Annotated in this window: 18 protein-coding genes; all 18 read right to left on the reverse strand. The window is 29.9% G+C overall.

What is annotated here, in order from left to right; genetic code table 11:
- Nucleotides 1-107 precede the first annotated feature (107 nt).
- The 18 genes from ACQPUW_RS15425 to ACQPUW_RS15510 all read right to left on the reverse strand — a co-directional run bounded on the left by ACQPUW_RS15425 (nt 108) and on the right by ACQPUW_RS15510 (nt 24,176).
- Nucleotides 108-410, reverse strand: coding sequence for a hypothetical protein (locus tag ACQPUW_RS15425; protein WP_430838379.1), 303 nt, complete (start codon nt 408-410; stop codon nt 108-110).
- Between the two features lie 87 nt (nt 411-497).
- The gene (locus ACQPUW_RS15430) at nt 498-2,060 is read right to left on the reverse strand and encodes a nitrite/sulfite reductase (RefSeq protein ID WP_430838380.1); all 1,563 of its coding nucleotides are present in this window, start codon (nt 2,058-2,060) and stop codon (nt 498-500) included.
- Nucleotides 2,061-2,163: 103 nt separating this feature from the next.
- Nucleotides 2,164-2,943: a hypothetical protein gene (locus tag ACQPUW_RS15435; RefSeq protein WP_430838381.1), complete on the reverse strand. Its 780-nt coding sequence runs from the start codon at nt 2,941-2,943 to the stop codon at nt 2,164-2,166.
- A 184-nt stretch (nt 2,944-3,127) separates the two neighbouring features.
- Nucleotides 3,128-3,943, reverse strand: a complete 816-nt coding sequence (locus ACQPUW_RS15440) for an ABC transporter permease subunit (RefSeq protein ID WP_430838382.1) — start codon at nt 3,941-3,943, stop codon at nt 3,128-3,130.
- Nucleotides 3,944-3,946: 3 nt separating this feature from the next.
- Nucleotides 3,947-4,828 carry an ABC transporter ATP-binding protein gene (locus tag ACQPUW_RS15445; RefSeq protein WP_430838383.1) on the reverse strand — a complete coding sequence of 294 codons (882 nt, stop codon included), beginning with the start codon at nt 4,826-4,828 and terminating at the stop codon, nt 3,947-3,949.
- A 227-nt stretch (nt 4,829-5,055) separates the two neighbouring features.
- On the reverse strand, nt 5,056-6,252 hold the full coding sequence (gene iadA / locus ACQPUW_RS15450; protein WP_430838384.1) for a beta-aspartyl-peptidase: 1,197 nt from the start codon (nt 6,250-6,252) through the stop codon (nt 5,056-5,058).
- A 134-nt stretch (nt 6,253-6,386) separates the two neighbouring features.
- Entirely contained in the window at nt 6,387-7,043 is a 657-nt protein-coding gene (locus ACQPUW_RS15455; RefSeq protein WP_430838385.1) for a heme oxygenase (biliverdin-producing), read from the reverse strand.
- Nucleotides 7,044-7,278: 235 nt separating this feature from the next.
- On the reverse strand, nt 7,279-7,809 hold the full coding sequence (locus tag ACQPUW_RS15460; protein ID WP_430838386.1) for a chromate transporter: 531 nt from the start codon (nt 7,807-7,809) through the stop codon (nt 7,279-7,281).
- Nucleotides 7,810-8,346, reverse strand: a complete 537-nt coding sequence (locus tag ACQPUW_RS15465; protein ID WP_430838387.1) for a chromate transporter — start codon at nt 8,344-8,346, stop codon at nt 7,810-7,812. It lies immediately after the preceding gene.
- 332 nt (nt 8,347-8,678) lie between these two features.
- Nucleotides 8,679-10,298 carry a phosphoenolpyruvate--protein phosphotransferase gene (gene ptsP / locus ACQPUW_RS15470; RefSeq protein WP_430838388.1) on the reverse strand — a complete coding sequence of 540 codons (1,620 nt, stop codon included), beginning with the start codon at nt 10,296-10,298 and terminating at the stop codon, nt 8,679-8,681.
- Nucleotides 10,299-10,750: 452 nt separating this feature from the next.
- On the reverse strand, nt 10,751-11,692 hold the full coding sequence (locus ACQPUW_RS15475; protein WP_430838389.1) for an ROK family protein: 942 nt from the start codon (nt 11,690-11,692) through the stop codon (nt 10,751-10,753).
- A 59-nt stretch (nt 11,693-11,751) separates the two neighbouring features.
- Nucleotides 11,752-12,861 carry an ABC transporter ATP-binding protein gene (locus ACQPUW_RS15480; RefSeq protein ID WP_430838390.1) on the reverse strand — a complete coding sequence of 370 codons (1,110 nt, stop codon included), beginning with the start codon at nt 12,859-12,861 and terminating at the stop codon, nt 11,752-11,754.
- A 19-nt stretch (nt 12,862-12,880) separates the two neighbouring features.
- Nucleotides 12,881-13,363 carry a hypothetical protein gene (locus ACQPUW_RS15485; RefSeq protein WP_430838391.1) on the reverse strand — a complete coding sequence of 161 codons (483 nt, stop codon included), beginning with the start codon at nt 13,361-13,363 and terminating at the stop codon, nt 12,881-12,883.
- Between the two features lie 107 nt (nt 13,364-13,470).
- Nucleotides 13,471-14,355 carry an ROK family protein gene (locus ACQPUW_RS15490; protein WP_430838392.1) on the reverse strand — a complete coding sequence of 295 codons (885 nt, stop codon included), beginning with the start codon at nt 14,353-14,355 and terminating at the stop codon, nt 13,471-13,473.
- 189 nt (nt 14,356-14,544) lie between these two features.
- Nucleotides 14,545-15,993 carry an ABC transporter substrate-binding protein gene (locus tag ACQPUW_RS15495; RefSeq protein WP_430838393.1) on the reverse strand — a complete coding sequence of 483 codons (1,449 nt, stop codon included), beginning with the start codon at nt 15,991-15,993 and terminating at the stop codon, nt 14,545-14,547.
- A 126-nt stretch (nt 15,994-16,119) separates the two neighbouring features.
- Nucleotides 16,120-17,955: a beta-N-acetylhexosaminidase gene (locus ACQPUW_RS15500; RefSeq protein WP_430838394.1), complete on the reverse strand. Its 1,836-nt coding sequence runs from the start codon at nt 17,953-17,955 to the stop codon at nt 16,120-16,122.
- Nucleotides 17,956-18,015: 60 nt separating this feature from the next.
- Nucleotides 18,016-21,726 carry an endo-beta-N-acetylglucosaminidase gene (locus ACQPUW_RS15505; protein ID WP_430838395.1) on the reverse strand — a complete coding sequence of 1,237 codons (3,711 nt, stop codon included), beginning with the start codon at nt 21,724-21,726 and terminating at the stop codon, nt 18,016-18,018.
- A 32-nt stretch (nt 21,727-21,758) separates the two neighbouring features.
- Nucleotides 21,759-24,176: an FN3 associated domain-containing protein gene (locus ACQPUW_RS15510; protein ID WP_430838396.1), complete on the reverse strand. Its 2,418-nt coding sequence runs from the start codon at nt 24,174-24,176 to the stop codon at nt 21,759-21,761.
- Nucleotides 24,177-24,191 lie beyond the last annotated feature (15 nt).

The following is a 24,191-nucleotide window of genomic DNA, read 5'->3' on the forward strand; positions in this document are numbered from 1 at the left end:
TAAATAACTTTTATTAAATTTAATTCTTTGTTAACAAATAATTATTATCCGTTAACATATAAAAAAATTAGAAATTAATAAAATATTTTATTAATCTCTATAGTTAATTACTTTATCTTATTTCTTATCCCATCTCTAAGATATTCTAAGTATTCTGTATTTGCTCCATTTTCTTTTAATATTTTTATTCTTTCCGAAACTCTATTTATGCTCTCTCTAGCCTCTCTGAAATCTTTTTGTTTTATGCAAGTACTAGTATATTCTAAAAGATAGTCTACCTTCATTACATCTTTTGCAATATTTTCTTTATCTTTATTAACTAAGTCTAGTATTATATCGTAAACCTTTGGTGAGGTATTTTCTCTTGCTGTATATAATAGATCATTATTCTTACTTGTTTTCTTTGCCATCTTTATTCTCCTTATATTTTTATATTATCTGTATTTTAAAACAAAACTTTATAAAAAAAAAGTGGCTAAGCCACTTTTTTTATTATATTAAACTAAATATTTGTTTACTATATTTCTAAATTCTTCTTTATTTTCTACATACCAATCATTGAATTTAGCATTATCTTTTTCAAGTGCAGTATATAAATCATATACAAAATTCGGAATTTCTTCATCTAGTATATCACCATATACTTCTCCAAGCTTTGCTTCTCCAATTGCAAACTTTCCACCTACATGAAGTTCAAAGCATTTTCTTGGTGTATCATTTACTCTCTTTGATTTCCCTGTAAATCCAAGTTCACCAATCTCATGTACACCACATGAATTTGTACATCCTGATATATGCATTACAGGTAATAGGTCCTTCTCTACATTTTCATTTGAAAGTTTATCTAAAATACTCTTTAATAATCCTTGGCTGTTAGCTAGCCCCATTTGGCATATTGGTACCCCAATACATGATACAGATTGCATTACCTTTATTTCTCCACCACGACCTTGAGTTAACTCTAGCATCTTTTCAGCTTCTTTACCATTAAGGTTTCTTATATACATGCCTTCTTCCATAGTAAATCTGAAATCTACTGCTTCCATATCTTTTGTCGCATCAATAATACCTTTAAGATCTGACATATTTAATTTTCCACCAAATGGATGGAAGTAAACACTATAAAGTCCATCTTGTTTTTGCTCTACTAGTCTTGAATGTTTTACATCAGCTTTACATCCTTTTTTAGTAATTTCATATTCTTTAACATCTATTTTTAAATCTTTATTTTCAAATTGTTCTGCTAAATGTTTCTTATAACATTTTACAAACTCTTCTTCTCCCATTCTTTCAACAATATATCTTATACGAGCTTTATTTTTATTTGAATAATCTCCTTCTGCCATAAATAAATCTATCATAGCTTGAACATGATAGATTACATCTTCTGGTTTTATAAGCTCATCATATTCAACTGATAATCTTGGATTTCTTCCAAGTCCACCACCTAGATAAACTTTAAACATATTTTCTCCATTTTCTTTTACTGCTAAGAATCCTAAATCTGTTGCTGTACAGTGTGGTGCATCGGATGAATTATTAGCCATTGCTATCTTTATTTTTCTAGGTAGATTATAAGTATATACTCTTTGCATAATATACTCATTTACAGCTTCTGCATATGGAGTTACATCAAAAGCTTCTCCTTTTTCTACACCTGAAAGAGGTGATATTGCAACATTTCTTGGGAAGTTTCCACCTGATCCTCTTGTATATATTCCATAATCCATTGCTTCTTCCATTAAATCACATACATCATCTATTCCTAATCCATGTAATTGTATGGCTTCTCTTGTTGTTGGATGAATCCATTCTAAATTATATCTACTTGCCCACTCATATATCTTAGCAAGATCTTCTTTAGTTGCTCTTCCTGAAGGAGTTTTTAATCTTATCATGAACTCTTGTCCACCTCTATGTGCGTAAACACCCATTCCCCCAGACATTCCTTTAAATTGTCCTACATTGATCTCTTTGTTTAAAAACTTATGTCCATTTTCCCTAAACGTAATAATTTCTTCCTTTAATATTTTATTTAGTTCCTTATTTAAGTTATTCATTAACAATCACCTCTTCTATTTATTTTATCCTTTGCAATGTACATCGTAAACGAAGATTTTATTATGATAATCATAGGTAAATACCTATAATCTAAAAACTTTCTTAAATATTTTTTCTATCACCCATCTCTTTATATGCAAGAATTGTTAGTAATATAAAACATATTGATGTAATTATAATACTAAATACAACCACTCCATAATATCCATAATTTATTATATCTATAGGTTTAATATTTTCAAAAGGAGAAAATATCTTTAAAATTTCTAATTTATATGAAAGCCTTGAGACTACTCCTAAAATATATGTATAAACGACTACTACGAAAGAAATTACTATACTCATAACTTTATTCTTAGATACTAATGAGATGATAAATCCTATACTCATAAAGAATATACCTATTATAAATAGTCCTATTAGTAGGTTCACTTCCTCTAATAAGACATACTCTATTTTTCCATCTATAGGAGTAACAAGCACAATCATTATAAAGGTCGCCATTCCTATCATCAGCGTATATGCTAAAAATTTTTCTATATTTCCTAATATCTTAGAAAGTAAATAATCATTAGTACTTATATTATCTTCTTTTTTATCTAAAAATGCACAGGCTCCAAGAGCTCCTCCATAAATACCTGCAATTATATAGATGTAATCAAACATATATGCCATATAATTAACTATACTAGCATAGTTAACTACTGGTCTCATTTCACTAAACTTATTTATATTAATAATATCTGAATCTATAATTTTTTTTATATTGATTTCAATTAGTGGATATATTGATAAAAATAATATAATAATAATTGAAGTAAAGATACTAAACATAACTACAAACTTTATATCTTTGTTTATTTCTTCTCTTATAGCCTTCATACCCATCATCTCCTATCCATCTAATCATATTCTCCATTTTTCTTTGTATTATACTATTAATTAATAGATAATATTTTAAATCTACATAAATAATAAGTGAATTAAAATTAATTATTTCTATAAATAGCTTTACATATATAAAAGTACAGACTCCCTAATATTAGAGAGTCTGTACTTTTATATTTTAAATTCTAAAATCTTTTCTTTTATATATAATGATACTGCATGTGATACATATTATCATAATACAAATACTTCCTATAATATATGTTATATCAAGCCCATCTTTCACTATTTCACCGGGAATAAAATTTTCATAAGGAGAAACTACCTTTAACCAGTTTACATTCTCTTTTATCTTAGATATTATACCAATGAAATATGTTGCGAAAAACACTCCAAGAGATAGTGCTATAGCGCTCTTTGAACTTTTTATTATAGTTGAAATTAAAAATCCTATACTTAAAAATACTAATCCAACTACAGTAAATCCTATACATATATTTCTAGTATCTACTAATACATTTAATAAGTCTATTCCATCAGGTGCTAGAATCATAATAAGTATTATAGATACTATACTTATAATTATAGAAAATATTAAAAATATTAATAAATTTGATATTATCTTCATTCCTACTATCTTTGCTCTTGATACTGGCTTTGAATAAAGAAATTCTATAGTTCCATCACTTTCTTCACTTATTAATGAATTAACACCAAGTATGCCACCATATATTCCTGATACCATCAATATATATTGAAATGAATAAGCAAAGTATTCTATTATATTAGAAAAATTAGGTGTATCTTTCATATTGAACATTTCAAGCATTGCCTTTGGAAGAGCATCTATTTCTGCATTTATTATATCCACCATCCCACTATCTTTAAAAGATGGATAAAGAGACATAAATAAAATTAATATAAGAGAGGTCACAATGCTCCATGTTAATAGCGATCTAATACTTCTTTTTAATTCTACTTTTATAATATTCACTATTTATTCCTCCCCTTTATAGTAATTCATGAAAGTATCTACTAATTCTTCTTCGCCAATACTTATATCATCAATTTCATATGAAGCTACTAATTTTATCAATGTATTTATATCCCCATTATAAGAAAAATTAATTGAATTTTTTATCCTTTTTACTTTTTCTCCTCCAAGTATCCTAATATCTCTTTCTATATTTTCGTTAGTTAATATCGTTACTTTTTTCTTGCTAAAAGCCTTTATTGTAGACATATCTTTTATATCTACAATGTTTCCATCTCTAATTATTACCGCTCTATTACAATAGTTTTGAACCTCAGTAAGATTATGACTTGATAAAAATATTGTTGTACCTTTCTTTTTTTCTTCTAATAAAACTTCAAATAGCACATTCTGAACTAAAGGATCTAGCCCATTAGTTGGTTCATCTAAGATTATTAATTTAGGAGAGTTTATAAGAGCTTGTACTATAGCGACCTTCTTTTTGTTTCCAAGAGATAGTTCCCCCATTTTTTTATTTTCTTCTACCTCAAATCTTCTGCACAAATCTTTTACTTTATCTTTATCAATATCATCGTAAAAACTTTCTGCATAATTTAATATATCCTTTACCTTCATGTCATTATAAAATCTAACTTCACTAGGCACATATCCAACTAATTCTTTAACCCTTTTAGATTCTTTTTCACAATCTAAGCCAAAAATTTTGCAGCTTCCGCTAGTAGGATATATAAAATTTAGCATTGCTTTAATAGTTGTTGATTTACCTGCTCCATTTGGACCTATAAATCCAACTATTTCACCTTTATCAACATCAAAATTTATATTTTCTATAGCTCTTTTCCCATTATAATTTTTAGTTAATGATGAAACTTGTATAGCTTTCATAAATACTCTCTCCTCTATTGAATTATTAACAACTGGTATTAAACTATCCACAAAAACAATAAAATAATCCACTATAAGGCTATTATACTGTTGATATTCTTCTAATAATTTTAATTATACATATACTTTAGATTATGTATTAACTCCACTTTATAAATAATATGGTCATTAAATAGATTTCCTACTATCTAATGACCTATCACATCTAATTATACAATATCTTCCTTTTAATCAAAAGACTCTTTTATTGCCTTTTCAAAAGTTCCAGTTGCTATAGGCTCACCTTTATCTACCATTAACTTTCCCATAGCAATTACTTTATCAATTGCTAAGTCGGATTCATTAACTATTACTATATCTGCATCTTTTTCAGGCTCTATTCTCCCCTTACCTGTTAACTTAAGTGCATCAGAAACATTAGATGTTATTACCTTTAAAGCTTTCTCAATATCTATTCCCTCAGTTAATATAGCCTTCTTTACTTCTCCGTAAAGACTCTCAACACTACATATCCCAAGCCCTTTTAACTTACCAGATTCATCAAAAATTGGCATACTTCCATTTCCATCTGATGTAAAAGTTATTTTCTCTATTGGTAATCCCTTATCTAATAGATATTTTAATGCCTTAGATGCTATCATTTCTCCTTTTTCTAAATTATCTGGATCTGAACTAGTTGTTAAATCCATATATCCTCCTCTTTTTACCCACTCTACTCCTGCATCTAAAAGTTCTTTTGTTCTACTCATATGAGTAGGTACTACTTGAGTTGCCGGTATTTCGGATTCATCTAACATCTTAAATAAGAAATCCAATCTTCTAGCACCACCACCTAGATGAACATTTACAACTCCTGATTTATTTGATAAAAGTCCACCAACTCTAGACTCAGCAACTAAATTTATAAATTGATCTAATGTTGGTTGTGAACTTCTATTATCTGAAAGTGCAATCTCTCCAACTCCGATTATTTCATCTACAAGCATTAAGTCTCCTTTAATACTATCAGTCATAGTTTTTACTGGAACTTCATAGGACCCTGAATAGCAAGTAGCTGTTATCCCTTCTTCTTTAAGTGCTTTCACCTTTGCAATTAGTGCTCTCATATTTCTGCATACTCCATCTGTTCCTATACATCCGTTGACAGTTGTGATTCCAGCTCTTGTTATATTGCTTAATTGAAGTTCTGGTGTCCTTGTCTTAAAACCACCTTCACCTCCACCACCTATTAAATGGACATGTGCATCAATAAATCCTGGAAAAGCATATTTTCCTTTTCCATCAATAACTTCAATATTAATAAAATCTTCTGGAATTTTTATATTCTCATATATTCCTTCAATTTTGTCATTTACTATAACTATATTTTTTTCTCCTAGGTATTTTGGAGAATATATCTTTATGTTCTTAATAACTTTAATCATCTAAAAACTCACTCCTAAAATTATGATACTTTTATTTTCCCCCAAACTAACTCAATATTATTTATATACTTAAAATAAAAAAAGATTGCATTCTAATTTAGAATGCAATCTTTTTTAAATATATTTATTTATATTTATTTATTAAACTTTGATACTTCTAATTCATTTGAAATAGCTATATTGTATACATAAGCATTAGAAACTTCATTGATGAACTTTTCTTCAAAGTTCTTTTTAATATCTAATAAATTTAGCTTTTCATGATAATCCATAATGAATGATTTCATTCCTTCAGCCTCATCTAATGCTTCATATTTATAATAATTTAAAGCTTCATCTTTCATACCACATGATTCTTTAAGTACATTATATATAGTTCTTCCACCAAAAAGATCTGCTAAAAATCTAGTATAAGCATGTGCTACTAATAATTCAGGCTCTCTTTCGCTTAACTCATTAAGTCTTTGAACATAAGCTTTTGTTGATGCTAAAAGTTTCATTGAACTAAGTTTATTTCCAAATAAAACTCTCAAATCCTTATATATTGCCTCTGAACGATAAACTTCCATAGTTGTAAATTCTTTAACTATACGGTTTTTATCATGTTTTTGCAAATTAAATTCTAAAGTCTTATAAATTTCATATAAGTTAAATAGGTACTCTGAATAACTTTCTACTGAAGCAGTACCTTCCTTTAATTTCTTTAAAATACCTGTATTTTCAGCTACATCATGTAACGCATCGCTATTTTTTTTAATCTCCATCATTAAAGAATCCATATTAGAACTCATAAAAACACCTTCTTAAATATTTTATTCTAAGATTTTAAACACGTTATAACCTTGTTTATGGCTAAATAATAATCCTTTAGAAAAAAACATTCAAATACCTTATTTACTTAATTTCGGTTACAAGCACTCAAAAAAGGCCTTTACAAATAATATTCAGTTAGATTCCTCATATTTTCTCGACAATAATTGTCTATTAATAGTTCCTTTACACTATATTTAATAAGATGTTTTTATATTAAAAAACTCCATAAAATATGATCCCAAGTATTCCAGATATAACTATCCCTATTATAGGATGAACCTTTTTAGATATTAGTAGCCCACCTATTATAAGTGTTATTATTACAGATTTAATATCAATATAGGCATCCTTTGCTAAATCAAAAAACGCTTGTATTATTAAAGCTATAAGCACGGGCCTCATTCCAAGTAATGCACCTTTTAATACCTTTGATTCCTTAAATTTTTCCATGGCTTTTGATGCAATAGATACTAAAATAAAGGACATAGTTACCACCCCTAAAGTTGCAGCTATGCTCCCAAGCACTCCCGAAACTTTATATCCAACAAAAGTTGCCGAATTTATTGCTATAGGTCCAGGTGTCATCTGTGATATACCTATTATGTCCATAAATACATTATTATTTATCCATTGATGATTCTCTATTATTTCTCTTTGGATAAAGGGAATCATTGCGTATCCCCCACCAAAACTAAATGTTCCTATCTTTAAAAAAGTAAAGAATAGTTGTATTAATATACTCATCTACTCCACCTTCTTCCTTAAAAATACTGCTCCATATAAGGCTGCTACTACTATTACTATAATAGGGTTTATTTTAAAAATTATTAATGCAATTAAGGCTATAACTAGAGTTACTCCATTTCTAATATTCTTATTAACACCTTTTGCTAAGCTTATAACGCCCGTTAAAACTAGTATTGGTACAGCTGCTGATATTCCTTTAAATACAAGATTCACATAATAGTTATCTCTAAATTGCATAAAGAATGCAGCAATTATAAGGATTATTAAAAATGATGGTAGTGCAACTCCAAGTAGCGCAATAATTCCACCCATTACACCTGCTATTTTATAACCAATAAAAAGAGAACAATTTACGGCCATAGCACCAGGAAAGCTCTGAGATACTACAAGCATATCCATAAACTCTTCTTTAGTTACCCAACCTTGCTTATTTACAACCTCTTCTTCAATAATCGGGATCATGGCATAGCCACCACCAAATGTAAATGCACCTATCTTAAAAAATGAAATAAACATCTTTAAAACTTTATCCACAATATTCCCTCCATATTTACTTTTATATACACATATTTTATCACAAACCCACATATTTAATTTTAGAAATGCTTTTCTATATTACTTTTTAACGTATTGTTACTATATATGCTTATTAACTTTTTATAATCAGTAAACTTATTGAATACTCATAAATTAAATTTTATTTTATTTATAATCTATATTATATAATTTAAATTCATTCATAATATTTTAAATACACAATCCACATACTTATCTATATCTTTCTCATACCTTAACATATAAATTCAAAAAAAGCGTGGACTTAAGTCCACGCTGAGATTTTGGGTTTGTGTTATTTATAAAAAAATCTATTCTTGTTCTAAAATGATTTTTTTAGCAGTTAAAATTGATGAAGCACTCATTGAGAACTCATCTAGTCCGTATTCAACTAATGTTGGTATAGCAGCTTCGTCTCCTGCCATTTCTCCACACATTCCTACCCATTTGCCATGCTTATGGGCTCCATCTATAGTCATCTTTATTAATCTAAGTACAGCTGGGTGCATTGGATTATAAAGATATGATACCTTTTCACTCATTCTATCTGCTGCTAATGTATATTGAATTAAATCGTTAGTTCCGATTGAGAAGAAGTCAACTTCTTTAGCTAATTCATCAGCCATTACAGCTGCTGCTGGAATTTCTACCATGATACCCCATTGAGTTGTATCTGAGTATTCTTTTCCTTCAGCTCTAAGCTCAGCCTTACATTCTTCAACTACTTCTTTAGCAGCTCTGAATTCTTCTATTCCTGAAATCATTGGGAACATTACAGCAAGATTTCCATATACTGAAGCTCTAAGTAATGCTCTTAATTGAACCTTAAATATTTCTTTTCTATCTAAACAAAGTCTGATTGCTCTATATCCTAAGAATGGATTCATTTCTTCTGGTAATGGTAAGTATGGTAATGTCTTATCTCCACCAATATCAAGTGTTCTTATAACAACTTGGTTTCCATTCATATTTTCTAAAACATATTTATATGCTTCAAATTGTTCTTCTTCAGTTGGAGCGTTGTCTCTATCCATATATAAGAACTCAGTTCTAAATAGACCAACACCATCTCCTCCGTTAGCTATAACACTATCAACATCTTCTGCTTTTCCGATATTTCCGCAAACTTCTATTCTCTTACCTGATTTAGTTACAGTTTTAACTTCAATAAGCTTTTTAAGTTCTTCTTGTTCAGCTCTAAAAGCTTCTCTCTTAGCTTCGTATTTTTTAACTGTTTCTTCATCTGGATTGATTATAGCTATTCCTTCAATACCATCAACGATGATTGAATCTCCAGTTTTAACTGAAGTTGTTATATCTCCAAGACCAACTATTGCAGGAATTTCTAATGTTCTAGCCATTATAGCTGAATGTGAAGTTCTTCCTCCAATATTAGTTAAGAAAGCAACAACTTTACTTCTATCTAATTGTGCAGTATCTGATGGAGTTAAATCCTCAGCAACAACTATAGTATTTGCTTCTGTTATTGCGAAAGCATCTCCGCCTCTACCTGCTAAATTTGCTATTATTCTCTTTGAAACGTCTTTTATATCAGCTGCTCTTTCTCTCATGTAAGCATCTTCCATTGATTCGAAGATCATAACGAAAGTATTTGTTACATTTTCAACAGCTTTCATAGCGTTTAATTGATTATTTTCTATTTCCATAGCCATAGTTCCTGTGAATTCTGGGTCATCAAGTAAAGTTATGTGTGCTTCAAACACAGCAGCCTTTTCTTCTCCCATTTCTACAGCAGCTTTAGCTTTTATTTTCTCTAATTGTTCTCTTGATGCATCTAGAGCTTTTTGTAAATTTTCCTTTTCTAATGCTACATCTGTAATTTTCTCATCTGTTATAACTATTTCCTCATGCTCTTGTAAGAATACTTTTCCTATAGCGTATCCTTTTGAAGCAGCAATACCTTTTTTCATAATAAAATCCTCCTTAATTATGTTACCTTTTCCAAAAAAATAAGTACATAAATAAAACTGTTACAATTTAACAAGTTTTATGATAACTTTTACATATTAAGTACAACCCTTATCAATTATAACATAATTTTTTTCCTTGTTAATACCTTATAAGATATTTTTTGTCCAAAAATAATGGATTATTTATATATATTTTTGAATTTTTTACATATTTATTCTTTAAATTAACATCTATCCACAAAAATTTACATATATTATCATATATTGAAATTCGAAGAATATTTGTTTTTAAAAGTTTTTTTATATTTTATATTTATATATGTATTTTCTACAAATGGACTTAATTTAATGTGCTCTAAAAAATAAAAATAAGCCAGATTTAAAGTCCAGCTTATTTTTCAAACAATAATCTATATATAATTTAAGGGGTTTTAACTTTAATTATTAATTTATTATTTTGCTTCCATCATAGCAAGAGCAATTGCACCTAGAACCCCAGCCTGACCTTCTAATTTCGCTTTCTCTATCTTGCAATTATTTAATATAGTGCTTAGACATCTCTTTTTCATCTCTTCATTTATCTTGTCAAACACTACCTTTCCTCCTCCTGTAATTCCACCACCAATTACTATCATATCTGGATCAAATATGTTTGCATAATTAGATACTGCAGCACCTAAATAAGATAACGCTTCTGATAAAATTTCATTTGCTACTTTATCTCCCTTTTCTGCTTCTATAAATACTTCTTTTGCTGAAATATTTTCATATTCTCTTAATGATGTTTCAACTCGGCTTTCTAATGCTTCTATAGCAGCTTTTTTAATTGCAGTTCCTGAAGTCATAGCCTCAACACACCCTCTATTTCCACAACCACATCTTCTTCCAGTTGTACTTATAGTTGTATGTCCTACTTCTAAAGCATTTGCTGTACTTCCTCTGTATATTTTACCATTTAATATGGCTCCACCGCCTACTCCAGTACTGGCTGTAACATATATCATATTCTCTGTATTAACTCCAGCCCCAAACTTAAACTCTGCAAGTGTTGCTACATTTGCATCATTATCTAAATATACTGGTATATTAAACTCACCTTTAATTTCTTTTACTATATTATAATTTTTAAACGGTAAATTTGCAGGTTCTGCAATTAATCCATTTTTTATATCAAGTGGTCCTGGTGAACCTATACCTATAGCTTTTATATCATCTATATTTATATCTTCTAATACATTTCTTATGCTATTTTTTATCTTTTCTACAATTTGATCAGGTCCTTTGTTAGCTTCTGTCCCAACTATTATTTCCTTTAAAATAGTTCCAGTCTCATCTGCTAATGCTGTGTATATCTTAGTACCACCTAGATCGACCCCTACAAATAACTTCCCCATAAAGTGACTCCTCCCTTAACCTCATCTATTTTTTATTAGTTAAAGTAAATTTATAATTTTTAGAATACTGTGTATTGTTCCTCTTTATCAAATATATGAAGCTTATCTAAATCCATAACATATTCAACAGTTCCTTTTGTGTTTACATTATCAGCTGTTGCTGTTTTTATTATCATTGTTCTTCCTTCACTCTTAAGGTATAAGAAAGTTTCAGCTCCTAAGTTTTCTGATACATCTATTTCAGATTTAAATATTACAGCGCCTTCTTTTTCTACATCTTCTCTCTTACAGCTTATATTCTCTGGTCTTATTCCTACAATAACATCTGCATTTGCATGATTTGTTTCTCTAGCTATCTTAGCTTTATCTGCTGGAAGTTCAACTTCATTATCTAACATCTTAATAAATACTTTTCCATTCTTTTCATAAGTTGTTCCGTAGAAAGTATTCATTTGAGGACTTCCTATAAAGCTTGCAACAAACATATTAGCTGGATGATCATATATTTCTTTAGGTGATGCAACTTGTTGAATTATTCCATCTTTCATTACTACAATTCTTGTTCCAAGAGTCATAGCTTCTGTTTGGTCATGAGTTACATATACGAATGTTGTTTTTAATTGCTTATATAGTTTTGCTATTTCTGTTCTCATTTGAACTCTTAATTTAGCATCTAGATTTGAAAGAGGTTCATCCATTAAGAATACCTTTGGATGTCTAACAATAGCTCTTCCCATTGCAACTCTTTGTCTTTGTCCACCTGATAGAGCCTTTGGCTTTCTATCTAACAAATGCTCTATATCAAGAATTTTTGCAGCATCTCTCACCTTTTTATCTAACTCTTCCTTTGGAGTCTTTCTAAGCTTTAATGCAAATGCCATATTATCATATACAGTCATATGAGGATATAGCGCATAGTTTTGGAATACCATTGCAATATCTCTTTCCTTAGGTGCTACATCATTCATTAACTTATCCCCAATGTATAATTCTCCGTCTGAAATTTCTTCAAGTCCTGCTATCATTCTAAGGGTTGTTGATTTACCACATCCTGATGGTCCAACAAATACTATAAACTCTCTATCCTCTATTTCTAAATTAAAATTATTTACCGCCTTAAATCCGTTTTCATATCTTTTTTCAATATTTTTTAATACTAATCCTGCCATTTTTAATTGCCTCCCTAATTTATATTCCACTAAAATTCAATGGATTTATTCTCTTACACATTGATATTAATTTCTTATCCATAGCTACTTTAAAACCTATAAGTTGTGAATTCTTCTGTACAAATATTATTTGCTCTCTTAATCCACTCTCATCTACGCATGCTTTAACAAGTTTTGCTCCATTTTGATTTCCTTCTTCTACACCTTTTACATTTACTATGTTTTTAATATCTAAAGTTGTTATAACTTTTCTCTTTTTCTTATTCATTATCTTAGTTATTACTAGCTCATTTTCTGTTAATTCATATTCGTATTCTAAGAACATAGCTCTTGCTATAAGCCCTAATATTATATATCCAGCTATAAAAGCTATAACTCCGAATAATCCAACTATTACTGCTGCAATCATTGCAAGTACTACTAATGTATTTCTTGTAGTCTCAAATTTCTTTTGAAGCTTTCCATAATCTTTGGTCAAAAATTGCTCATAAAAATTATCCATTTATCTCCCTCTTTTATATATAAACTTATATCTAAACTTATTTTTTAGCTACATATAGAAGTTCCATCTCCTTTAGTAGACTATATAAACAATTATTTCTTTCAATTTTAGTAATTATATTCATAAATAAAATTTGCTAATGCACCTATAAGATTTGCATCTTTCTTATGGGTACATGTTGATATAGTAGGTCTAACCTTTGCTATTTCTATCTCTTTCATTAAGAAATCTATCTGCTCATTTATTCTCTCTATAAAATCTTCTCTCTCTGATATAGCTCCACCTAATAATATTAATTCTGGATCATAAACATATTGAAGATTAAATATTCCCTTTGCTAAATTTAAATAAAATGTATTTATCACATCAATACATAATTTATTGCCTTTATCGGCTTCATTAAATACTTTAACTCCATCCCATGAATCATCTTTATATTCTTCTCTCACTTTTCTTACAAATGACATTGTTGATGCTACTTCGCTAAAGTTTCTAAACTTTCCATCCTTCTCTTCCATTATCATATATCCAAACTCTCCACCATGAAGATGTTTGCCATGATGTATTTTCCCATCGTGGACTATAGCTCCACCTATTCCCGTTCCACAAACTATAAATAACATATCTGAAACATTAGCTCCAGATCCATTAAATGATTCTGCAAGCGCTGCACAGTTTGCATCATTTTCTATACTTACTGGTAAATTAAATTCTTGTCCTAATATTTCTTTCCAATTTGGTCCATGTATATAAGGTATCGCACTTGCACCACCTATAATTCCACTTTTTGTATCTACTGCCCCTGGAGCACTAATTGCTATACCTTCAATTTCAAATTCTTTTTTTGCTTCATATACCCAATTTAATAGTGTCTCTGTAAACTGTTCTAAATCTACTCCTACTTTTAATGAATTTCTATGATGTATATTTCCTTCTTTATCTAAGACTCCAACCTTTATTGCAGTTCCTCCAATATCTATACAAGCTATCATGCTATATAATCCTCCTTACACCTTTTAAAAATTCTTATTCTATCTGCAATTAGTATTACTTTTTGTTTACTGCTAATTCTTTTATGTAGTAAAATTCCTAATATTTTTATAGAAAGGGAGATATTATTTCATGTTAAATGAATAAATATCTCCCACTCCTAAAATTAATTACTGCTCTAAGCTATAAGTTTATTTATTATTAGTCTTTTTCCACTCATCAACTTGAGTTTGCATTTCTGTAATTATCTTATCGATCCCTTGTTCTTTTAGCTTAGCGTTTAATTTTCCTAGATATTCATCAACATCTACTGAACCACTATAAATAGTTGCCTTAAACTCTTCTAAAACATTATTTACGGCTGCGATTTCAGTACTTACTTTTGATGGATCAAATTTAAATCCTAATATTGGTGATACCTTTGCTGCATCATTAAATGCTTCAAATTCTTTCCACTTAGTTCCTGGCTCATCACCTACTGCATAAGTTTTGAATAGATTTCCCATCGCAAAGTATGGAACATCATATCTCTTTTCATCTGGATTTATTAGCTCGATTGTATTATCACCAGTTTTCTTATAATGAGTATCTTCAATTCCATAGTTAATTAAGTTTCTTAAATATTCGTCTGTATTTAAAAGATTTAAGAATTCAACAGCTTTTTCTGGATTCTTAGAGTTCTTTGATACTGCTATCATTGATCCTGTTGTTGAACCATTAGTAATCCAAGTATCAGTAATAGTTGAAGAAACAACTGGATATTTTAAATTTTTTGACCATATTGAATCTGCATAAGGTTGTCCATCAGCTTTAGTTACAAATCTCTTCTGAGCTTTATCATCTTGAGCTGTAGCTGAATCTGTATTTATATATCCTGCTTTGTAGTATTTTCTTAAAGTTTCTAAAGCTTTTTTCATTTCTGGAGTTTCAAACATATTCTGTATCTTTAAATCTTTGTCATTAAGATCTATTCCAACTGGATCAACTAATTGATCAAAGAATGTTGTAAATGAGAATCCTTTAGTTATATATAAAGGTGTTACATTTGGCTCTTTCTCCTTTATAAGTTTTAACCATGGTTCTAAATCCTCTAAAGTATGGATATCTTGGTATGGTATGTTATACTTGTCTACATATTCTTTAGTGAATACCCAGCTTGGAGCTACTCCTAATTCCTTTTGGTTAGGTATAGCGTATGTCTTTCCATCTATCTTTGCTCCATCCCAGAATCTTTGATCTATTTCTGCTTTCATCTCTTTACCTTGATTATCTAAGTAAGGATCTAATTCTAAGAATGCTCCCTTTCTAGCATTTCCTAGATAGTCACCAGCCCATGAACAAGTAAATGCTAAATCATAATCTTCTCCTGAATTTATTACAACTGACATCTTTTGGTTATAATCACCAAAATCTATAAATTTCATATCTAAGTTTACGTTGATTTTTTCTTCTAAGTACTCATTTGCTTTATCTTGAACCATCTTTAAGTCCTTTGGTTCTCCACCAATTGAATACCAAGTTAATGTAGTTACATCCCCATTTTTACCTGAAGTAGCAGTTGATTTTCCACAACCAGTTAATATTGTTGTAGTCGTTAGCACAGCACATGCAGCTAGTGCAACAATCTTTTTAAATTTCATTACTTTTTCCTCCCCTACCCTTATTAAACATCTTTAATAACGTTTACAATAAAATTATAATATATCCATTTATTGTTTTATAGTGTACATATTCAACATTTACTTAAAATAATCTCACTTTAAATATTAAATACATCTTAAATAATTTGCTATATATCTTATTACATCTCTAATTCTATATAATTCACTTTCTTTATTTCGTTTTCTCCATATAAATGAGTAGTCATAAAGCCAAAGTTCAAATTTTTCTGCTAGATCTTTTTCATTATTTTCCTTTATCTCATCTTTATTATTTTGCTTTTTAGACAGTAAAATAATAAAAAATTCATTTATTAAATTTATTCCTCTTGCAGATACCATAAACTCTTGAACATCATCTTTTTTATCTATATTTTTAGCTAATGATGTAAGTGCTTTCTCTATATCTTTTCCTTTTTCGTAATTTCCTTTTATCTCTTCTATATCTAATTTAAAAAGCTCCTCTCTCTCTTTAGGACGTTCTTTAAATCTCACAAGTTCTGACCAGCCTACTCTTTGACAATTTCCAAGCTCTTTTAATAATGAAATTAACTTAAGTGACTCATCCCCATACTCTAGTAAAGATATTGCTTTATATGCTTTTTCAAAATCTTTTTCTATATTTGGATTCCATGATAACGAAGCACCATAAGCCATTCCCGGAATTGAATTTGATAGTAAATTAATATGCCCATAATCTCCCCAATCAGTGTTTAATACTCCTGTAGCTCCATATTTCACTCCATAAGATACCATTCTATTTATATTTTCAAATCCATTCTCTATAAGATTCATTAAATGACTCCATCCACCTACTCCTGGGCAGACATACTGCTCTAATCCACTTTCAGATATTTTTTTCGTATCATCCTCCTTAACTTTATACCAATAGTTCCAATTTAGACATACAACATCTTTTGGTATATCACTCATTAATTCTGGATGATTTAAGATTACATCTCCCCAGAAAAATACCTTTTTATTATGTTTCTTAACTAAAGATATAACTTTATTTAAAAATGTAGTATACAGTTTTCCTACTCCAAGTTCTTCTCGAAGCTTGCTACTTTTCCCTTTACCTAAATCAAAAGTTTCATCACAACATATATTAAACTTATTTGAACTAAATAATGGAATAAATTGATTTATCATATTAGATACTAACTCAAAGCTCTTTTCATCGCTTACATTTAAAGTATGATGAGCCATTCTATCAATAAATGAATACTCTATATCCTTACTATTTTCCAATTCACATGAATCTCCATATGATTCTGTGCGAAGTACTTCATATAAATGTCCAAAAGTAGATAGTGATGGTATTAGTTCAACATGTCGTCTTCTGCAGTACTCATCCAATAATAATATCTCTTCTGCTGTTAGTGGGTCTTTATCTATCCATACTTCACTCATTCCTTCAAATGCAAAGGTATGCTCTATATATAATTGGATTTGATTTATTTTATAAAAAGAAGCCCTATCTACTAATTCTTTTAATGTATCTAAAGTTGGAACCTTCCCCCTTGTAACATCATGATAGTATCCACGATTTTTAAAATAGGGTTCATCCTCTATAAGTATTCCTGATATAGTAGCTCCCTCTTGTCTTATTAATTGTATTAATGTTTGCACCCCATAGAATATTCCTGATCCCTTAGCTCCTTTTATTTCAATACAATCATTTTCTACTAAAATCTCATATGCTTCATTTTTCAATGAATTTTTTCTAGTGAATCTTATAGTACCTTTTTTATAGCTTTCTTCAAAGCACTTGTTTATTGGTGTTTTAAAGCCAAATATATCTTCTATTTCTTTTTGTAATATAATAGCTGCTTCAAGTTCATTAAAGTCACAATTATAACCTATACTAATTTCTGTTCCTCTTTCTATATTAAATTTATTTGTTGTTTTTTTATAACTTTTAGGCGTTGGTATTAAATACATCTCTTCATCTCCTTGTCATTTATGAGGGTCACTTTGTGACCCTTATATATTTAATTAATATTATCTTCTCTTTTTAAGTAAGATTGATCCTACTAAAGTTAATAGCCCAGACATAGTAAAAATCCTAAGTGGTATAGTGACCCCTGTTGAAGGTAAATTTTCATTGGCTTGATCTTTATTTGGATCTTTATCAGGATTCTTGTTTGGTTTTTCATCTTGATTATTACCTTGGCCTTCATCCTTATCTCCACTCGGTTTACTATTACCGTCTCCTTGCCCCGGCTTATCTTCCCCTTGATCAGGTTTATTCTCTGTATCTTCTGTTATATTATTTAATGATAGTTTTTTAACCTCTTTATCAAATGCCTTCTCTATTTTAATTTCATATTTATTATCATCCTTCTCATATCCCTTTAAATTCCCTGTATATTTAATTATATAAGTTCCTGGATCTAATTTTATTGTCCCAACTCCATCATCATTTGTAGTTATTTCACCTACTACTTTATTATCTTTTAGAACTTCATATACAGCATCTTTTATTGCAGAAGTTCCTTTGCTATCTCCTACTTTGACTTCAACTTCACCTTTAGTTGAAGCTCTCTTATCACTTGTATATGCTAATTTAAATTTAGGAGTTGTTTTCATTCCGTTTCTACTAACTTCAAGGATTAAATCTCCTCCATCATTATTAAGCTTTATTCCTTCTAATATTGCTGTATCTACCTCCGCAGCTACACTAACCTTAGTTGGGAATATATCATCCAAATTCTCATAATAACTTACTATATCTCCAGGTTTTAAACCTCCAGCTTCTATAGTTCCGTAATATTTATTATCTAATGCCCTTGGTGCGACTTGATACTCATATATCTTAAACTCATCTGGTATAGGAGTAACCTCCCAATTTTCATTCTCATAAGCCGTACTAAGCTTTATACTAGTATCCTTTCCTTCAGCTTTAGTTGCAAAGAATACTCTACCTTCCTTTGCTCCAAAATCTAAATTATCAAATGTTACTATTCCATCTTCTGATGCAATCTTACTTGCAAAGGGTTTTGTATCATTAATATTTTTATATAAAGATACTTCTTGACCTACTGGAACATTCTTTGCAACAAATTTATCCTTTGCTCCTATATTGTTAAATGCCCTTACTGAATTTAAGAATATATTTTCAGTTTTTGGACTATGAGCTTCCTCAAACAGTTGGAATTCATACAATCTTATAGCATTCCAAGGTGACAGCCCTGGATGATCTATCATTATTCTAAAATATCTTCCCGTTACAGGTTCTTTTAGATTTCTATCCACAATCCCCTCTGCATTATCCACTACAGTATCCACATCTTTATAAGTTTTTCCACCATCATTAGAAACTTGAAGCCTGAAGTCTTTAGTATTGGTAAGCTTATCTTCTCCTCCAGCCTCTCCATGCATAGTAACCCATCTCTTAATTGTCTTTTCTTCTCCCAAATCTACTTCAAGCCATCCACCAAACATATCAGTAGTAGTACACCATTTACTATTATTATCAACAGTTCCATCTACAGCTTTATATGCTGGCTCACCTGCATTTTCAGAACTTGCTCTGACCTTTTTATTCAATGCAACGTTTACAGGAACTTCTTCATTTGGTACTTCTGTATCATTTTCTCCAATATTCCAATTGAATTTTAGTTGTTTTGCCTTTCCTCTATTATAATTTTTATCAACTGCAACTACTTCGAAATTAAATGATTTCTCATTGTCATATCTATTAAATGGTGCTATATAATAAGAGTCATTATAAGTTGATCCTACATATTCCCTCTCCCCATTTGGCTTAACTCTATATATTTCATAAAAATCTGCACCTTTTACATCATTCCAATAAATTTTAGCTTCAGCCTTTTTTGAATTATGAAGAAGTGATTTATCTAAAGTTATCTTACTTGTAGCTTCTAGGACCTTATCATTATTTTTTTCTTCTATAGATATGTTTCCTACATTTATTTTGTAATTATTAATATCTTCTGAACTATCAAATTTTAAAGAGATCGCAGATACCTTTTTCCCCACATAATTAGCTAAAGAAATTTTTGCAGTATTCCATTGACCTGCTTGTCCATCTTTAACATCAAAGAATACAAAGTTTTCATCATCATAACTATCTCCAAAGCATAAACCAATCTTCATATTATTTTCTTTTAAAGGTGTCTTATATACAAGAGATAGTTCTGTTGATGAATCTACTATATTTAAATTTGTGCTATACAGCTTTATATGATTTGGATTTTCACTCTCTAAATTTCCTTCTATCTTTAATGAGCTTCCCCCATTATAAGCATCAGTCCTATCAAAATCTGGCTTTAATTTTGATCCATTTGACTCAACTATCCATCTCCACGTTGGTAGATAATCTTGTATTGCCCTATTATTCCACTCTTTATCTCTTGATAATTTTCCATCTATATAATAATCTGCTCCATGTCCTAAATTAAAGTTGGTAACAAAGGGTAAGCTATTAATTGCTGATTTATCAGCTACGTAATTTGCAAGTCCAACCCATTTTTCGCTTGTATCAGTATTTGCTGGATCACCTGTAGGTCCAACCCAGAATTTTTGATCGTGTTTATAAAAATCATTAACATCCTTTGCCATAGAAAAAGTTGAGTTTGGACAATACATTGCTAGTGACATCTTTAATTTCCCATTTTCATCCAAAAGATGTTCTACTGGGAACTTGTCATTATATGCATTCTGTTGAACTTCGACTCCTGCATATACATCATATTGACTTCTCCCTACACTCTTTGCAGTATCAACACTCATATCAATTTTACTTTTCTCTGGAAAACTAGTTGATGGCATATCCCAATTATAATTTAGGAAAAACTCATCTGTTACCCTCTTGCCCTCATTTTGAAAAAATCCTACGTTTAATGGATTCAAAGAATCTTGATATTTAACTGGACCCTCTGTTGTCATGGAATCATACCATCCAATCCTTATATCTGGTGCTGTTTCTTTCATATAGGTAAAGAACTCAACCATAAGATCGGCATCTTCTTTACTACATCCATAACTTTCTTGATTTATAAACCATCCGTCAAATCCATAAAACCTTGCCATCTCTATCATTTTATCGGCAACTTTGAATTTTCCATCTTTATCTTTAGCTAAAAATTCTCTTATTTGTTCAACATGTCCTTCCCCAGGCCCCCATGGAAAACCTACTGTTCCAAGTACTGGCACTCCATTTTTATGACCTGAATCTATTACATCAGCTGTTGGCACTAAGAATATCCCCTTACTTGTACCACCCCAATACACATAAGAATCAACATATTGCCAATATGAAAAAGCATATGCATTTTCTGTATCTCCACCCTGAGATGGCGCATTATCTGACTGCGGATTTGTTAGTGCACAATTCATAATTTTTGCATCTTTGTTAGCATTCTTATTTACTACAGGACCTGTAAATCTGTCCTGTAATTTTATACTTCCTCTGTTGTATCTTGCATTCTCATCACTTTCTGGAGTCCATTCAAGTAAAGTCTTTATACTGTATCCATTCCCTGTAGGCTGTAGTGTATTATCTACTTTTTCTTGAGCTGATTTTTGATACATTCCTTTCACATACTTAGTAGTTTCTTTTGCAACAGCATCAAGACTTGGAGCCATTGATGCTGTAATTGCAAGTGCTAATGCACAAGCTAATGGTCTTTTTGATACGAAGCTTTTCTTAAAACCTCTAGTTTTATTTTTGTTTGCTTTGATGGACATTATTATTTTCCCCCTCTGCTCTTTAAAAAAATTTATACTATTGTCACTTGATCTACGAACATAAAGGCTGGCCCTTCTCCTGCCATTATGCTCCAATCTGGACATAGATCTTCATTCTTTGCAAATATTCTTATATAACGTATATTTGCTACACTGTTTGTAGATATATTTTTAACTCCTACTTCTATTCTAGGAGAAGAGTTTTCATTATATATGCGATCTATTTTTTTAAAAGCTTTTCCATCAACTGATACCTCAAAATCCACATACCTTGGATAGTATATCCAAGCTCTAGTGTCCTGTAAGAAACCAACTGTTATACTATTTATCTTTTTAATCTCACCTAAATCAACAGTAACGTCCATATCTTCATAATATCCAAGCCAATTACCATCTGTATAATCTGAAGTTCCCTTATTACCATCTATAAGATCATATATACCTTTTTTATTAAATTTATCAATATCTACTGGTTTTGTATTACCTATGATATCTTTTATAGATATTGTTTTATAAAGTCTTCCCTCTACAACTTCACTTTCTTTAAATCCATCTTTAAAAGCGATAGCTTTTATAGTTAATTCTTTATCTAAAATTATAGGTTTTTCATAAACAGGAGATTCTATATCTGGGGTACTTCCATCTAATGTATAATGAATCTCTCCATTCTCCTCATTGTTTTCTATTTTAAATATTTGGGCATCATTATTTTTACTAAGTATTACATTTGGAATTATATTAGGCTTTAAAGCTCTAAGCTTCATCTTTGAGTTTTTAGTAACTCTTCTATTTATAGGAATATATTTATCTATAGATTCTATATTTTCGATAAACTCTTTATTTAGGAATTCATCTGATTCATTAGGTATATTATTTTTAGAAAGAACTATAGTAATCTCATTTTTTTCACTAATTATTAGGATACTTCCATCATTTTGCAATTTAAAATCACCATCATCTAATGAAATTCTATATTCAAATCCATTATGATTACAGATTAACATCTTTCTATTTAAATCTTTCAAAATTGGCAATTTATTAATATGAATAGCTAATTTCTTATCATTGCTAGAAATGCTCTTCATAGCTATCTTTATCTTACTTTCATTACAGTTTATTATGACAAAATTATAATTTTCACATTTCCATTCTATATTGTAAATAGATTCTCCATTTGTTGAAAACCTAGGTTCTTTTCCCTTTAAACTTTGAATTTTATTGTCACTATCTAAAGTTATAAAATCTATTGATGCACGAGACTCATCATCACTCCACTTATGAGCATTTAACACAGGCAATGCATCAAATATACTTTCATTATCATCTAAAGTATCATCATAATATCTCGATTTATAATTTTCATTAAACAGATGTAAATCTCTTATAGAAAGTTTATTATCCTCCCAAAGAAAACTTACTCTATAAAACCTACTATTGTACCAAACTGTTCTTAAATTCTCCTCCTTATTCCAATCCTCTGATGCAACAAAAGTTGTTGGAGGAGTTAAATTATATCTTTTCTTATACCACTTACCTGTTTCCTCTAAGGTCTGAACTCTTACCTCTCCTATTCTTTCAAGTTCTGCTATATAAGGAATCTGAAGTTCATATCCTTTTCTCATTGTATTCCATAAAAATGTATTTTCTTGGCCTGCTTGAACATAGGAAAATCCTAAGACTTCTTCCTTTGTAAATCTATCAAGCAGCCACTTTACCCATTCTTCCGTTTGTCCAATTACGGAAGCTGGTTCTAAAGTATGTACTCCAGTAACCGATTTTCTTAAGCCATCTTCAAAGCTATATATAGGATCTGGTCCAAGCATTCTAAATATAGGTGTATCTATTTGCATTTCTGTGCTTTGCGCTGGAATGTACTCATTAAATTTACTTGGATAATATCCTTGGCTAAAATACCCTCCCCATAGTGTAAATCCATCTGTTCCAATTTGATCTCTACATAAAGCCGCCGCTACTACTCCATATTTTTCTTTAAAGTAATTAAGTGTAATTATATCTATTACCCATGATCCAACGGTCTTTGGATAATATCCAAATATGTCCTTAAAATCCTCCATATAAACATCAACCATTTTTATTCTATCTTCAGGTTTATATCCTAATGAATATCCTATATTAACATGGTCATCTACTGGAGTTTTTCCCTTCCACTCTACATTAGCCTTTTTTGCAAGTGTCTCATCAATCTCCCACCACACTGCAACTTCATCATAATCATCTATATTTTCTTTGATAAGATTAGAATATCTGTCATCCATAAGCGCATCATATTTTAATGCATATGTTGCCGGTAAATTATATCGTTTTAATGTTTCCATTTGATATAAAACTGTATCAAAATCATCCTTTACAAACTCTCCACTAGGATAAACTGTTTTTCTTATAAAATTATAAATATTTACTATCGTAGGAGCTCTATCTCTTGGCTTCATAATTCTGCCTCCTGC

Source organism: Clostridium sardiniense (genome assembly GCF_050584765.1).
In the GTDB taxonomy this organism is placed as follows: domain Bacteria; phylum Bacillota; class Clostridia; order Clostridiales; family Clostridiaceae; genus Clostridium; species Clostridium sardiniense_A.

What these genes read in the sequence shown, in the direction of transcription:
- ACQPUW_RS15425 (WP_430838379.1), bottom strand. Translation starts at nt 410, where the DNA reads ATGGCAAAGAAAACAAGTAAGAATAATGATCTATTATATACAGCAAGA.
- ACQPUW_RS15430 (WP_430838380.1), bottom strand. Translation starts at nt 2,060, where the DNA reads ATGAATAACTTAAATAAGGAACTAAATAAAATATTAAAGGAAGAAATT.
- ACQPUW_RS15435 (WP_430838381.1), bottom strand. Translation starts at nt 2,943, where the DNA reads ATGAAGGCTATAAGAGAAGAAATAAACAAAGATATAAAGTTTGTAGTT.
- ACQPUW_RS15445 (WP_430838383.1), bottom strand. Translation starts at nt 4,828, where the DNA reads ATGAAAGCTATACAAGTTTCATCATTAACTAAAAATTATAATGGGAAA.
- iadA (WP_430838384.1), bottom strand. Translation starts at nt 6,252, where the DNA reads ATGATTAAAGTTATTAAGAACATAAAGATATATTCTCCAAAATACCTA.
- ACQPUW_RS15455 (WP_430838385.1), bottom strand. Translation starts at nt 7,043, where the DNA reads ATGAGTTCTAATATGGATTCTTTAATGATGGAGATTAAAAAAAATAGC.
- ACQPUW_RS15460 (WP_430838386.1), bottom strand. Translation starts at nt 7,809, where the DNA reads ATGAGTATATTAATACAACTATTCTTTACTTTTTTAAAGATAGGAACA.
- ptsP (WP_430838388.1), bottom strand. Translation starts at nt 10,298, where the DNA reads ATGAAAAAAGGTATTGCTGCTTCAAAAGGATACGCTATAGGAAAAGTA.
- ACQPUW_RS15475 (WP_430838389.1), bottom strand. Translation starts at nt 11,692, where the DNA reads ATGGGGAAGTTATTTGTAGGGGTCGATCTAGGTGGTACTAAGATATAC.
- ACQPUW_RS15480 (WP_430838390.1), bottom strand. Translation starts at nt 12,861, where the DNA reads ATGGCAGGATTAGTATTAAAAAATATTGAAAAAAGATATGAAAACGGA.
- ACQPUW_RS15485 (WP_430838391.1), bottom strand. Translation starts at nt 13,363, where the DNA reads ATGGATAATTTTTATGAGCAATTTTTGACCAAAGATTATGGAAAGCTT.
- ACQPUW_RS15490 (WP_430838392.1), bottom strand. Translation starts at nt 14,355, where the DNA reads ATGATAGCTTGTATAGATATTGGAGGAACTGCAATAAAGGTTGGAGTC.
- ACQPUW_RS15495 (WP_430838393.1), bottom strand. Translation starts at nt 15,993, where the DNA reads ATGAAATTTAAAAAGATTGTTGCACTAGCTGCATGTGCTGTGCTAACG.
- ACQPUW_RS15500 (WP_430838394.1), bottom strand. Translation starts at nt 17,955, where the DNA reads ATGTATTTAATACCAACGCCTAAAAGTTATAAAAAAACAACAAATAAA.
- ACQPUW_RS15505 (WP_430838395.1), bottom strand. Translation starts at nt 21,726, where the DNA reads ATGTCCATCAAAGCAAACAAAAATAAAACTAGAGGTTTTAAGAAAAGC.
- ACQPUW_RS15510 (WP_430838396.1), bottom strand. Translation starts at nt 24,176, where the DNA reads ATGAAGCCAAGAGATAGAGCTCCTACGATAGTAAATATTTATAATTTT.